The sequence below is a fragment of the Bifidobacterium longum subsp. longum JCM 1217 genome (assembly GCF_000196555.1).
Lineage (GTDB): Bacteria > Actinomycetota > Actinomycetes > Actinomycetales > Bifidobacteriaceae > Bifidobacterium > Bifidobacterium longum.
In genome coordinates, this window is record NC_015067.1 from 1,779,063 (window position 1) to 1,792,661 (window position 13,599).

At 61.1% G+C, this 13,599-nt stretch carries 10 protein-coding genes; all 10 read right to left on the reverse strand.

Features of this window, described 5'->3' with window-relative positions; all coding sequences use genetic code 11:
- Positions 1-176: 176 nt before the first annotated feature.
- A complete protein-coding gene (locus tag BLLJ_RS07705) occupies positions 177-2,192 on the reverse strand; it encodes an ABC transporter ATP-binding protein (RefSeq protein ID WP_013582882.1) in 2,016 nt (671 codons plus the stop codon).
- Complete coding sequence (locus BLLJ_RS07710) at positions 2,189-4,147, reverse strand: ABC transporter ATP-binding protein (protein WP_013582883.1); 1,959 nt, start codon at positions 4,145-4,147, stop codon at positions 2,189-2,191. Before BLLJ_RS07710 ends, BLLJ_RS07705 begins: the two co-directional genes overlap by 4 nt.
- Complete coding sequence (locus BLLJ_RS07715) at positions 4,144-4,677, reverse strand: MarR family winged helix-turn-helix transcriptional regulator (protein WP_003830203.1); 534 nt, start codon at positions 4,675-4,677, stop codon at positions 4,144-4,146. The genes BLLJ_RS07710 and BLLJ_RS07715 overlap by 4 nt, the downstream gene beginning before the upstream one ends.
- 210 nt (positions 4,678-4,887) lie before the next feature.
- Positions 4,888-6,411, reverse strand: a complete 1,524-nt coding sequence (locus BLLJ_RS07720; protein WP_013582884.1) for a glycoside hydrolase family 3 C-terminal domain-containing protein — start codon at positions 6,409-6,411, stop codon at positions 4,888-4,890.
- Between the two features lie 666 nt (positions 6,412-7,077).
- Positions 7,078-8,283, reverse strand: coding sequence for a glycoside hydrolase family 5 protein (locus BLLJ_RS07725; protein WP_032740878.1), 1,206 nt, complete (start codon positions 8,281-8,283; stop codon positions 7,078-7,080).
- 10 nt (positions 8,284-8,293) lie between these two features.
- Positions 8,294-8,695, reverse strand: a complete 402-nt coding sequence (locus BLLJ_RS07730) for a nucleotidyltransferase substrate binding protein (RefSeq protein WP_007052491.1) — start codon at positions 8,693-8,695, stop codon at positions 8,294-8,296.
- Positions 8,682-8,969, reverse strand: a complete 288-nt coding sequence (locus BLLJ_RS07735) for a nucleotidyltransferase family protein (RefSeq protein ID WP_007052490.1) — start codon at positions 8,967-8,969, stop codon at positions 8,682-8,684. Before BLLJ_RS07735 ends, BLLJ_RS07730 begins: the two co-directional genes overlap by 14 nt.
- Positions 8,970-9,416: 447 nt before the next feature.
- A complete protein-coding gene (locus tag BLLJ_RS07745) occupies positions 9,417-11,777 on the reverse strand; it encodes a glycoside hydrolase family 3 N-terminal domain-containing protein (RefSeq protein ID WP_013582886.1) in 2,361 nt (786 codons plus the stop codon).
- 31 nt (positions 11,778-11,808) lie between these two features.
- Complete coding sequence (locus tag BLLJ_RS07750; protein ID WP_013410699.1) at positions 11,809-12,129, reverse strand: glycoside hydrolase family 30 beta sandwich domain-containing protein; 321 nt, start codon at positions 12,127-12,129, stop codon at positions 11,809-11,811.
- Between the two features lie 125 nt (positions 12,130-12,254).
- Entirely contained in the window at positions 12,255-13,532 is a 1,278-nt protein-coding gene (locus BLLJ_RS07755; RefSeq protein ID WP_013410698.1) for a glutamate-cysteine ligase family protein, read from the reverse strand.
- Between the last annotated feature and the right edge of the window lie 67 nt (positions 13,533-13,599).

The following is a 13,599-nucleotide window of genomic DNA, read 5'->3' on the forward strand; positions in this document are numbered from 1 at the left end:
CCCCTCCTTGCGGCCGATACATCGTCAAAGCAACAATTCAAATGTACCCTTTTCACCGCCAATATTCGCAATCCTGCGCCAACACACGGCTCTCAACATAGAAAACCGCACCCCAACCACCGGATGAGAATTGCTTCAACCCGATAATCGAGGTGCGGTTTTTGCAGGCGTACCGGCTACTCCAGCTCCACCGCGCCGGTGTACAGCTGGTAGTACTCGCCCTTTTGCGCGATCAGCTCGTCATGCGAACCACGCTCGATGATGTTGCCGTGGTCGAGCACCATGATCACATCGGAATTGCGCACGGTGGACAGGCGGTGGGCGATGACGAAGACCGTACGGCCCTTCATCAGGTTATCCATACCAGCTTGCACAACCTCTTCAGTACGCGTATCAATCGAGGACGTGGCCTCGTCAAGGATCAGCGCAGGCGGATCGGCCACCGCCGCGCGAGCGATGGAGATCAGCTGGCGCTGGCCCTGGGACAGGCCGGAACCGTCGCCTTCGAGCACCGTGTTGTATCCCCCGGGCAGCATGCGGATGAAGCTGTCCGCATTGACCAGACGCGCGGCCTCGATGCATTCCTCATCGGTGGCGTTCAGGCGGCCGTAACGGATGTTGTCCATCACGGTGCCGGTGAACAGGTTCACGTCCTGCAGCACGATGCCCAAAGACCTGCGCAGGTCAGGCTTCTTGATGCCGGCCACGGAGATACCATCATACAGAATCTGGCCTTCCTGAATGTCGTAGAACCGGTTGATGAGGTTGGTCACGGTGGTCTTGCCGGCACCGGTGGCGCCGACGAGCGCGATCTTCTGGCCGGGCTTGGCGAACCAGGTGATGCCGTGCAGCACCGGCTTGTCCGGGTTGTAGCCGAAGGTCACGTTGGTGAAGCGCACGTCGCCGCGCAGCAGGGTCAGTCGGCCGTCGGGCGAGGTGATCGCCTGCTCCTTGGCCTTCATCGCCACCTCGCGGGCCGAGCCCTTGAGCTTTTCTGCGGCCTTCAGAGACCTCGTACCGTCGTCGCCGACCTCGCGCTTCCATGCCCAGTGGCCGGTCTCGTGGTCGACTTCGGTCATGGTGCGGCCATCCTCGCCAAGTTCCACGTTCACGAGCGTCACGGTGCCCTTGTCTTCCTCGATGGGCTCATCCATCAGCTTGAAGATACGGGAGGCACCGGCGAGCGCCATCATCACCATGGTCAGCTGCTGAGAGACCTGACCGATCGGGTTGATGAACGAGCGGGACAGGGTCAGCAGGGAGACGAGCGTGCCGAGGGTGAGCGGCTTGACGCCGGTCAGACCGATGTCGTTGACGCCGGCCAGCGAGACGGCGGCGCCGACGATGGCAAGCAGGATGTAGAGCAGGTAGCCCATGTTGCCGACGACCGGCATGGTGACGTTGCCCCAGGTGTTCGCTTCGGCGGACGCCTCGAAGAGTTCCTCGTTCTTCTCGTCGAAGGTCTTCTGGGTGGCGTCTTCATGGTTGAAGACCTTGATGACCTTCTGGCCGTTGACGGATTCCTCCACGAAGGCGTTCACGTCGCCGATCCACTGCTGCTGCTTGACAAAGTAGCGGCCGGAGCGGCTCACGATCTTGCGCACGATGAAGTAGAGCAGAACGGTGAACACGATTACGAACGCGGTGAATGGAATGGACAGCCACAGCATGGACAGCAGCGCCGCGACCGCGGAGATAATCGAGGAGAACATCTGCGGGAACGACTGCGAGATGGCCTGGCGCAGCGTATCGGTGTCGTTGGTGTAGTGGCTCATGATGTCGCCGTGCTCGTGGCTGTCGAAGTAGCGGATCGGCAGCTTCTGCTGGTGGGCGAACATGTCGTCACGAATCTTCTTGAGCGTGCCCTGCTCGACGGTGACGATCAGCCACTGCCACAGCCAGGACGCCACGATGCCGGCCACATACAGGCCCGCCATCAGGCTGATGGCCCGCAGCAGCGGGGCCCAGTCGGAGTTCGACTCCCCCACCATCGGCAGGATGTACGTGTCGATGAGCGACTGGAGGAACAGCGCGGAACCGGCCTGCGCGGCGGCACCGACCAAGATGCACACCACGATGGCGATGACACGCCACTTGTACTGGAAGATGTAGCTGAAGATGCGCTTGATGGTGCCAGGCTCGGCTTTGCCCATGGCGGGCTTGCGGTTCTTGAAACTCTGGTCGCTGCTCATCGTGCTTCTCCTTCCTTGGTATCGGCTGCATTGGCATCAGCTGCGCTGGTATCGGCCGTGGGCATGGTCACTGTCACCGTCACGGTTTCGGACGGCTCAGCGGTAGATGACTCAGCAGCCTGTTCGGCAGCGGCCAGTTCTTCGGGCTGGGCCTGGTTCTTGGTCTGGGATTCGTAGATGGAACGGTATTCATCGCAGGTGGCGAGCAGTTCGTCGTGTGTGCCGGACGCCATGATGCGGCCGGAATCCATCACCAGAATCATGTCGGATTCCTGCACGGAGGCCACGCGCTGGGCGATGATGATCTTCGTGGTGTCCAGAATCTCGTTGTGGAACGCGGAACGGATCAGCTTGTCCGTCTTGGTATCGACGGCGCTGGTCGAATCGTCGAGAATCAGAATCTTCGGCTTCTTCAGCAGCGCACGGGCGATGCACAGGCGCTGGCGCTGTCCGCCGGACACATTGGTACCGCCCTGCTCGATGTACGTGTCGTACTTATCGGGGAATTCCTGAACGAATCCATCGGCCTGCGCGAGCTGCGCAGCATGGCGAATCTCTTCATCGGTGGCGTTCGGGTTGCCCCACCTGAGGTTTTCGGCAATAGTGCCGGAGAACAGCACGTTCTTCTGCAACACCATGGCCACCTGATCGCGCAGCGCCTCGAGATCGTAGTCGCGTACATCCACGCCGCCGACCTTCAGCGAACCGGAGCTCACGTCGTACAGTCGCGGCACGAGCTGTACCAGAGACGACTTTGCCGAACCAGTACCGCCGACAATGCCGACGGTCATGCCGGAGCGGATCTTCAGGTTGATGTCGTCAAGCACGGGCTTTTCGGAACTGTCGGAGTAGCGGAAGGTGACATGGTCGAATTCGATGGAGCCGTCGGCCATGTCAGTCACCGGCTGTGCCGGGTTCTGCACCGTGCTTTCCTCCTGCAGCACCTGGCAGATACGCTCGGCAGAAGCCTGAGAAATAATCACCATGACGAAGATCATGGACAGCATCATCATGGCCATAAGGATCTGCATGGCGTAGGTGACCAGTGCGGTCAGGTCGCCGGTGGTCAGGCCCACGGCGGGGTTGTTGCCGGAGGCGACGATCTGCTGCGCGCCCATCCATGCGATGAGGATCATCGAACCGTAGATGCAGATCATCATCAGCGGGCTGTTGAAGCTCATGATGCGCTCAGCCTTGGTGAAGTCCTTGAAGATGCGCTGGGAGATGCGGCCGAACTTGGAGACCTCGAAGGATTCGCGGTTATAGGACTTGACCACGCGGATGCCCTGCAGGTTCTCGTCGACCACGTTGTTCAACGCATCGTAGGTGTGAAACACGCGCTCGAACACCGGATGCACGAGCACGGCCAGACCGCACAGGCCGATGGCCAGAATCGGGATGCAGGCCAGGAACACCATGGAAATCGACGGGGAGATACGGAACGAGAACAGCCAGGATACGACCACCATAATCGGGGCACGCACGCCCAGACGAATGATCATCATGTAGGCGTTCTGCAGGTTCGTCACGTCGGTGGTCAGTCGGGTCACGATCGAACCGGTGGAGAACCGGTCAATATTGGTGAAGCTGAAGCCCTGCACCTTCTCGAACTGGTCCTTGCGCAGGTTCTTGGCGAAGCCCGCGCCGGCCACGGCCGCGTACTTTCCGGACAGGAAGCCGGCACCCAGCGAAACCATCGCGCACACCAGCAGAATCACGCCGAACTTGACGGTGGCCGGCATGCTGCCACCGGTGATACCCTCATCGATCAGCGAAGCCATGATGGTCGGAATCAGGATTTCCAGAATACCTTCGACCGCCACGAACACCGGAGCCAGGATGCTGGCTTTCTTGTATTCACGAATCGAATGGCCCAGCGTGCGCAGTACATGTTTGGGCTTGTCCGGTTCGACGGCTTTGCGCGCCTGCGCGATTGCCTCTGCGGTATCACTCATTCGTTCTCCTCCTTCGTGTTAGCAACCTCCGCTCCGTCTTGATCGGGAGCCATCACCACAGGTGACTGAGGGAGTGTTTGATGTTCAAATTCATGTTGTGCGCGGTCGATGTTCGCGCGCATGCGACTGACGTAGTCACGTAGGGCTGCTTTCTCGCTTTCGGAAAAGCCATCAACCAACAGACGTTCGACGCGTTCGCCGTTCGCTTTGAGATCGGCGACGATGGCGTCCGCCTTATCGGTCAGGACGATACGCTTGCAACGGGCATCATGCGCCACCGATTCGCGGGCAATAAGCCCTTTCTTTTCCATAAGCGCCAGCACGCGCGAAGCGGTGGAGCGGGTGATACAGAACTTCTGTTCGATGGTGTGCTGGTAGATTTCACGATTCCGGTTACGAGCCAGGAACATGATGATATGCGCGTTGCCGCCAGTGGTCTCCTTAGCGGAAAGCGGCATGCTCTCACCGAGATAGCGGTCGACGGCTTTGGTCACCGCTCGCATCTCAATGCTGAGAATATGCTGATCCATTGTCCTCCGTACCATGCGAGGCCATGCGCGTATGCGCCTTCACCCCACATTGTTGCATACGCAACAATTCATGATAAAGAGACCCATATACAACAGTTGCATATACAACAATCGGTGTGTTGCCTAGACAACGAATCCCACATATGCCCTATACACAAACTGGCTCCCTTCTCTGAATCTCAGAAAAGGGAGCTGGCAGTTTGCGTAGTATTACTTGCTCAGCTTGGCGTACTCGTCAACCATGAACTGGGCGATCTTCTTGCCGCCTTCGCCCAACAGGGTGGGCAGCGAGTTGATGGGCATGGAGTTGAGGAACATGCGCATCATCGCATTATCCGGAAGCTTCGGCAGCTCGCCGGCCTCGCCGGCGGCGGCCACGGCGGCCACGATCTTGGCGCCGAACGGATCGGCCTCCCACTCGCCGTAGGTGGACCATTCGGTGAGCGGCTGGGTCTTGCCATCGCCATCGAGGGCCACGGCAACGGTGTCGGCAATGTCGCGGGAGCTCACGCCCACTTCGATGGCATATTCGCCAGACTCCACATGCCAGTCGTTATACTTTTCGGACCAGTAGGCGAACGCGCGCTCGTCGAGGTCGATGGTCACGGTCTTGGACTCACCGGACTTGAGGAACACCTTGGTAAAGCCCTTAAGCTCGTGCTTCGGGCGAGCCACGTCAGCCTTGCCCGGTGCAACGTACACCTGCACGGTTTCGGAGGCATCCACATCGGAGGTGTTGGTCACGGTGGCGGTCACGGTGGCGGTGTTCGCGCCGGTCTTGGCAACGGCGACGTCAGCGATCTCGAACGTGGCATAGCTCAGGCCGTAGCCGAACGGGTAGTCCACAACCTTGCCGTAGGTGTCGTAGTAGCGGTAGCCGACGAACACGCCCTCGCCGTAGTCGACGTGGCCTTCCTCGCCCGGCCAGTTCAGCATGCTCGGGTCATCGTTGATGTCCAGCGGAATCGACTGGGCGAGCTTGCCGGACGGGCTGACCTGGCCGAAGATCACATCGGCGAGCGCCGGGCCACCGGACTGGCCGAGCAACCAGGATTCGAGGATGCCCTTGGCGTTCTTGGCCCACGGGGCCACGGAGACCACGGAGCCGTTGGACAGCACGACCACGACGTTCTGGTTCGCGGCGGCGACCTGTTCGAGCAGGGCGATCTGCTTGGCGGGCATGTCGAGGGTGTCGCGGTCGAAGCCCTCGGATTCCGCGGCTTCCGGCAGGCCCAGGAACATGAGGACAACGTCGGCGTTCTTGGCGGTTTCCACGGCCTCGGATTCGAGGGCCGGGTCGGCCGGTTCCAGATCGAGCGTGAAGCCGGGGGCGAAGTCGGCCTTGATGCCGCGCTCGGCGAGCGTGTCGAGGAAGCTGGTCATCTTGGTGGGGGTGATGTGGGAGGAGCCGCCGCCCTGGTAGCGCGGGGTGCGGGCGAATTCGCCGATAACGGCGATCTTCTGGGGCGTGGCGGACGGATTGGCGACTGGGTCGGCGTTCAGCGGCAGAATCGCATCGTCGTTCTTGAGCATCACAATGGATTCAATAGCGGCCTGATGGGCGACTTCATCGTGGGCGTCCACATCGAAACGGTAATTATCGATGCTCATTGCAGCGCGGGTCTTGTTTACCAAGTCAATCATGCCCTGAGCCATACGATCGAGCTGGGCGGGGATGATTAGGCCGTCGCGGACGGCGTAGACAATCTGGTCGTCGGTGTAGCTCGGCGGCATTTCCAGATTCAGGCCTGCATTCAGGGAGGCCCCACGGTCATGATCGGCGCCCCAGAGGACTCACTCGCTTAGGTGAGATTCTGCGTCCCCTAAGCAAATCCTCATAGAGCTTTCTAGGAGGAAGACGACATCGCTTGGAATCATCCAGATAATAATCCAAGCCACATAGATGAGCGAAATTTCCCGAGTCCCAAACAATGGCAAGAGTCAGATCATCTTCACAGTGATTTTTTATTGAACGGCCTTCAAGTCGCTCATGATACAGGAGAGCCGCAGCATGGGCTTGCGCCAATGCATACTCCTTTGTCTTCGTTATATTCACGGCTCCCCCTTTGCCGAAAAATAAGGGAGGGACATCTGAGCCAGATGTCCCTCCTGAGATGAAAAGCCATGTTTTACAGTCTTCTGCATGACTATCATCCACTACTTTCGAAGTGGAATCGGTAGTGGCTTCGGTTGGCCCAACCGTATCACCCAGCCACTGGGCTAGGCACCCTGCTTTCGCGGTATTCGTCCGCGCGGACGAATCAAGTGCCAGCGGCGGCTGACTTCTCATCTCGAACCCGCAACCCACCCCGCCGCAAAGGATAGGCCGGGTCACGAAGCTCACTCTCTACCTTACACAATTGGCTCGAATCATGCCACCAGAGAGCGATTTCGTTCTCATTACACCATCCAACCGGCGTGCCAGACGTGAGTGAGATCCCAAGGGTCGAGGCGTGACGTGTCGGATTGCGGGTCGATGGTAGGCAAGAAATCACGATTACCACGTAATTGGTAGCTCCAATAGATTTGCCCGGCGGACACGTTCCATGCCTTGCGTTGCATGGCGGCGATCTCGCGGTAAATAGAGCCTCTGATAGATGCACTGTGCATGGCGTTTTCCTTGGAGCGGCCACCATCGCCTGTACGCTTATCGACCACCCGATTTACCAGACCATTAGCCACGCACCACTCCCCTACAATCACCGGCGTATAGCGCGCGGCCCGGCGGATGCGGCGTTCGTTCCAGCGCACGAACAAGCGATACCAGCCCATCAGCCACCGATCCGGGATCAGACGGAACAGCGGGAATTGCTCGGCCATGACCAGATAGACATGCGTATCGAGCATGACGCCCCGCATGCCCTCGCGCACGAACCAGTCCCGCCAACGGCCCAGTCGGAAGCCGTCATGGAACACGATGACTTGATTCCCTGCCAGAATCGGGCGCAACCGGTGGTATGTCTCGCGGTAGAAACGCTTGAGGAACGCCATCGGAATAGGCCCGCTTCCTCGCGCTTCGGACCGGTCTTTCGCCTGCCTGCTCGATGGTGACATGGCATACGTCAGCCAGTCAATCGGCTCATTCAGCACTTCGATACCGAACAGCGCCGCGTGGTCGCGATACCGGCGAGCCAGACGGACCAGCACATCCAGCGCATAGGCGACCGCTCGCGGGCTACGATGCCAGCGCACCACGCCGGTGAGGCCGCCGTTATCGAATCCGTTCTGCGAGCCGGGCACCGTGTGCAGGTCGATAAGAATCTTGAGCCCGGTCCGCTCGGCCCAGTCGAACGCTCTGTCCAGATACTCGGTACAGCCCGGGTGACCGGGCACATCCCCGAACACGAAATACGGCACTGGAATACGCACCAGATTGCAGCCATGTGCGGCAATGTTCCGAAAATCGGCCTCGGTAATATACGTGTCGCGATGCCGCGTCAGCAAAGCCTCCAGCTCAGCCGACTTCGTAGCCCGATGCAGCCAGATCTCGTCCGCCTCGCCGCTGGCGGCAAAAATCCCCGGCTTCATCCACCGCTCCAGCACCAGCCAATTGCCGAGGTTCACCCCATTAATTCGTTCGCCAACACCCAGCGCGCCCGATGCCATACCTGTCACGCTAATCGTTCAATGCTTCACCGTAGCGAGCGACCAACCCCTGATTTGCACGCTCAAACTCGGGGATGTAATCAGCGATGATGGCGTCCACAAGACGCCGAGCTCGTTCTTCATCATAGATATGAGCAGAATCATTGCGATCGCGCAGCATGCGCAGCCACAACGATTCGTCCATGAAATCATAGTATTGAAAAGCGGTTTTGAGCACATCTCGCGGAGAGCCGGAAGCGGAAACAGGGTCTCCCTCATAAGCCAGCAGCGCCTTGAACAGTTTCCAACCAAGCTCGAACTGCAACCCGAACTTGTCAATAATGCCGCTCTGGATGAAATCATTGCCGAGATCCTGTTCGGGAGCCTTGCGCAGCGAATTCAATGCGGAAACGTAATTCTCATACTTTTTCATACAGCACCTTTCCGCTACGCTCAATCTCCGCCCTCAGCGATGAAGAAATCGGCTCATCCAGATTGATGACATCAACTTTAAGCAGTGACCACAGATTGTCCTGAAGGTTCTGCTCCAAGCGATTGAAATCGGGACAACCGGCCACGGCAAGATCGATATCGCTTTTAGGCCGGTTCACGCCCTTTGCGCGAGAACCGAACAGCACGACCTTGCGAGCGCCGGCATCAGCGGCAAACGCGCGAATCTGGTCGTACACGTGCTCGATAGGAACCATGACACCTCCCGCCGCATCCAACAGTCCCGGACCAATCCCGGACCACCCGCGCTTCCATCATACGGCCGCGGCCCACTCACCGCACGGAGCCCGAACCACCCGAACGCGGCGACGTAGTTGCGGGAGGCGGGCTGGCGCTGTAGGGTGTGCGGGAAGTTCCTGACGTCTACTTTTCAGGAGGTGAATCCTCATGTTCACCACGTTTTCTCTGGCCATCATTCTCGACTGCACCGTACGCATTGTGCTCGGCACGGCATTGGGCGCGCTGATAGGGCTCGAACGCCAGTTGCGCGCCCGAAGTGCTCGGCGTGCGCTGGGATGTGGAGCACATCACCACGTCCGACTGACGCTGACCAGCAACATCGCAACAGTACAACAAGCCAACAAGTGGGATGGGGCATCGAGCCTCATCCCACTTTGTTATTATCCGGCGATTGTCAGACTCACTCACGCCACGGTGAACGTGGTGCGCTTCAGGTCCTCACGGCGCGAGGAGTGGCCGATGAGCAGTTCGAATTCGCCGGGCTCGACGATGCGGTTGGCGTCCGGGTCCACGATCGTGCAGTTCGCCACCGGGATCTCGAAGATGACGGTCTTGGTCTCGCCGGGTTCCAGTGCGACGCGCTGGAACGCCTTCAATTCGCGGTCGGTCCAGCTGTAGGAGGTCACGATGTCGCCGATGTAGGCCTGCATGATCTCCACGCCGGCGCGCTCGCCGGTGTTGGTGAGGGTGATTTCGGCACGTACGGTGTCGGTTTCGGCGAATGTGCCGTCGGCGTTGCTTGCGCCGCCCGTAATGGTCGGTTCGCCGTATGCGAACGTCGTGTAGCTCAGGCCTTCGCCGAACGCGAACGCCGGATCCTGGGTGAGGTCGGCGTACCGGTCGCCGTGCTGGCCGCGAATCTGGTTGTAGTAGACCGGCAGCTGGCCCGCGTGGCGCGGGAAGGTGATCGGCAGTCGGCCCGACGGGCTGGTCAGGCCCAGGATTATTTCGGCGATGGCCTGACCGCCGCGCATGCCCGGGTTCGGCGCCCACAGGATGGAGCCGGTGCCGGTTTCAGGGTCGCTGACGCGCTTGGCGAATACACTGGACTCGCCCACGATGGAGGCGGGCAACACCTGCGGCTTGGAGCTGATGAGCACGGTGACCATCGGCTTGCCGGTTTCGCGCGAGACGGCGGCGAGCGCGTCGAGCAGGGCGTTCTGGCCACCGAGCAGTTCGAGCGTGGCGGTGGAGCAGGTTTCGCCGACCAGCTGGACCACGTCGCCGACCACGGCCACGATCAGATCGGACTGGCGGGCGTTGGCCACGGCTTCGTCGATCATTGCTCGATCGACGGCGGCGGAAACGCCGATTTTCGGGCGAGGCTGGCCGTCCGGGTAGAACTCGCCGGCAGGGTCAGGCACGAGGTCGATGACGTTCGCGCCGCGCGAGTAGACCACTTCGCAATCGTCGGAGGCGAGCTGGGTCAGGCCGTCGAGCACGGTGGTAATCATGCCTCGAGGCTGGCCATCCGGCATCCAGGAGACCTGACCGGAGTTGCCGGTCCAGTCGCCGAGCTGGTTCTGGGCGTCGTCGGCAAGCGGGCCTACCACAGCGATGCGCTTGGCCTTGTTTGCGGCGAACGGCAGGGCGCCGTCGTTGCGCAGCAGGGCGACGGATTCGCGGGCGAGTTCCAGGTTGGTCTGCTGGTGTTCGGCGGAGCCGATGACCGCCTTGATGCGTTCGGCATCCGGCAGGCGCGGGTCTTCGAACAGGCCGAGGCGGAATTTCAGGGCCAGGATGCGGGCTACCGCATCGTCAATCAGGGATTCGTCGAGCAGACCGGTTTTTACGGCTTCGATGGCTCCCTCATAGAACTGTGGGGTGGTCATGACCAGGTCGTTGCCGGCCTTGACCGCATCGGCTGCGGCGTGCACGTAATCGGGCTTGACATGCTGTTCCCATACCGAGCGGCCGACGTTGTCCCAGTCGGTGATCAGCGTGCCATTGTATTGCCATGCGCCGCGCAGCTTGTCGGTCAGCAGCCATTTGTTGAACGTGACCGGCACGCCTTCGATGGACTCGTAGCCGAGCATGAACGTGCCGCAGCCTTCCTTGGCCACGCGTTCGAACGGCGGCAGGAACCAGGATTCGAGCTTGCGGTGGGAGAGGTCGGCTTCGGAGGCGTCACGGCCGCCCTGGGTCTCGGAGTATCCGGCGAAGTGCTTGGCGCAGGCGAGGATCGCGTCCTTCGGCAGCGTCTCGCCGGCCTGGGCACCGCCCTGATAGCCCTTGACCATGGCGGAGGCCATCTCACCGATGAGCATGGGGTCCTCGCCGAAGGTCTCGTCCACGCGACCCCAGCGGGTGTCGCGCGCGATGCACAGCACCGGGGAGAACGTCCAGTGCACGCCGGTCGAGGAGACTTCTTCGGCGGTGGCACGGCCGGCCGCTTCGACGGCCTTCGGGTCCCAGCTCAACGCCATGCCGAGCTGGGAGGGGAAGATCGTGGCGCCGGGCCAGAAGGAGTAGCCGTGGATGCAGTCGTCGCCGATGACGAGTGGGATGCCGAGACGGGTCTTGGTGTTCACGGTTTCGACGGCGCGCGGCAGGTCCTCGGGGCTGGTGTGCAGGATGGAGCCGACGTGCTTGTTCACGATGAGCTCGTCGAGGTCGCCACCGCGGGCGTCGAGCTGCATCATCTGGCCGACCTTCTCTTCGAGGGTCATGCGGGAGAGCAGGTCGGCGATGCGCTCGGAGGCGGGCAGGTCGGGGTTCTTGTAGGGCAGCGTTTCGACTGTGGTTTCCGGTGTGGTCGCGGTCATGGTTGTGTTCGCCTTTCTGGGTTCCGTGCGGTCACTCGATGACGAAGGTGTTGAAGGAGCGCGGGGCGAGCGTGGCCTTGAAGCCACGGGAGGCGTCGGCCGGGTCGGCGAACTCGAACGGGCGTTCGTCCTCCAGCGCGTTCTGGGTCACGACCACGATGGTGCCGTCCGGGTTGCGGAAGGCGATGGCCATGGAGTTGAAGTGGCTGGTGGTGCCGAGCACCTTCGCGCCGGGGCGCACGTACTTGGAGAAGTGGCGCATCACGTAGTATTCGGGGTTGTGGCGCACCTCGTGCGTGTCGGCGGTGATGGTGAACAGGGAGTTCTGGCGCGACCCCGGCCAGCCGACCACCGACCGGGGTTTTCGTAATCCTAGACCAAACACACCCGGCACCTGGCAGGCCGCGGCCGGTACGACAAGGGCCAGAACGCCCGCCAGGACGCTCCGGCCCGAATCACGGCCGGCATGGAACCCGGTCAGCGCTGGAACACGTCGGGGTGCTTCGGATCTCCGGGAATATCGTCGAGCAGGCCCTCGAGGCCGAGGAACTCACGCCAGAAGTCGAGCGGCTGGCCATACGGGTTGGATTCGCGGCCGTGCGCCTGGATGTTCGCCTTGGCTTCGAACACGTCTTCCTCGGTGAGCCCGTCGAAGTAGCTTTCGAGACGGATGCGGTTGGACGGCACGTAGTACAGGGACGCGATGATCTCGGTGAGCCGTTCGACGCGTTCGATCGGCAGCGAATCCCAGTGGCGGAACTCGATGAAGTTCTTGAGACGCACGTCGTTGAAATGCGTGGAGATGATGTGGTTGATTTCGTACGCGTTGAGCTCGCGGTCCGGGTAGACCTCGCCAGCGTTCTCACGGAAGGCGGCGCGATGCAGCTCCTTGCGGCTCAGCCCCGATTCCACCGCTTCGGGCGTGTGCGTCAGGTCGGCGAACATCAGCGGCGTGGACAGCACGTCACGCGCGTAGTCCTCCCAGCCGAAACGCTGGTCGAACAGGCCGGGGGTCACGTTGGTGCGCTGGAAGTCGAGGTAGTCCCACATGCGCTGGCGCAGCAGCGGATACGGGTTGAGACGGCCCTCGAAGTAGGGGGTGTTGCGGAAGAACCATGCGAGAATCGGCCCGATGGCGGTGCCGACGCGCATCTTATCGATCGAATCCTTCTCGTCGACATAGTCGATGCTCACCTGGGTGGAGGCGGAGCAGCGCATCATGCACGGACCGAACTGGCCGACGCGGCCAAGGAAGTCGGTCATCGCGTCATAGCGGCCTTTCGGATTGACCGGCACGTCGACGAAACTCGACTTCGGCTGGTATCCGTAGTTGACGAAACGGAAGCCCAGCTCCTCGAGGATCGGGTCCGCCTCACACCGGAAGTCGGCGTACAGGCCGTTGAGGTCGCCCGGCTCATGAAGCACGCCGATGGAAGCCTCCACCTGGCCGCCCGGTTCGAGCGACACCGCAACGCCTTCGCGCGCGAGTCCGACCAGATGGCCGTTCTCCCAGTATTCCTTGCTTTCGTCATAATACGGAGCGAGCCGTTTGAGGAACGCTTCGATGCCGTTCGGCTCGTAGTAGCTTACGGCCGTGTCGTCGGCGTCATGCACCGGCAGATGCTCAATCTCGACACCTAAACCACCGGTGCCGCGCTTGGAGCGCCCCGCCTCGAAGAACTTCAGAAGGCTCTCGACATGCTTCGGGTTCGGCTCGGCGAGCAGGTGCGCATAGCTGATTCTGGGAGTGACCATGAACGGTATCGTAGGCGAGTCGCGCGACGCGCGTCGCCGCGCGCCCGCGAATCGGCTATATCTTTTT

Bases quoted from the DNA above. Each gene is read 5' to 3' on its own strand.
- BLLJ_RS07705 (WP_013582882.1), bottom strand. From the start codon at position 2,192: ATGAGCAGCGACCAGAGTTTCAAGAACCGCAAGCCCGCCATGGGCAAA.
- BLLJ_RS07710 (WP_013582883.1), bottom strand. From the start codon at position 4,147: ATGAGTGATACCGCAGAGGCAATCGCGCAGGCGCGCAAAGCCGTCGAA.
- BLLJ_RS07715 (WP_003830203.1), bottom strand. From the start codon at position 4,677: ATGGATCAGCATATTCTCAGCATTGAGATGCGAGCGGTGACCAAAGCC.
- BLLJ_RS07720 (WP_013582884.1), bottom strand. From the start codon at position 6,411: ATGCCGCCGAGCTACACCGACGACCAGATTGTCTACGCCGTCCGCGAC.
- BLLJ_RS07725 (WP_032740878.1), bottom strand. From the start codon at position 8,283: ATGGCATCGGGCGCGCTGGGTGTTGGCGAACGAATTAATGGGGTGAAC.
- BLLJ_RS07730 (WP_007052491.1), bottom strand. From the start codon at position 8,695: ATGAAAAAGTATGAGAATTACGTTTCCGCATTGAATTCGCTGCGCAAG.
- BLLJ_RS07735 (WP_007052490.1), bottom strand. From the start codon at position 8,969: ATGGTTCCTATCGAGCACGTGTACGACCAGATTCGCGCGTTTGCCGCT.
- BLLJ_RS07745 (WP_013582886.1), bottom strand. From the start codon at position 11,777: ATGACCGCGACCACACCGGAAACCACAGTCGAAACGCTGCCCTACAAG.
- BLLJ_RS07755 (WP_013410698.1), bottom strand. From the start codon at position 13,532: ATGGTCACTCCCAGAATCAGCTATGCGCACCTGCTCGCCGAGCCGAAC.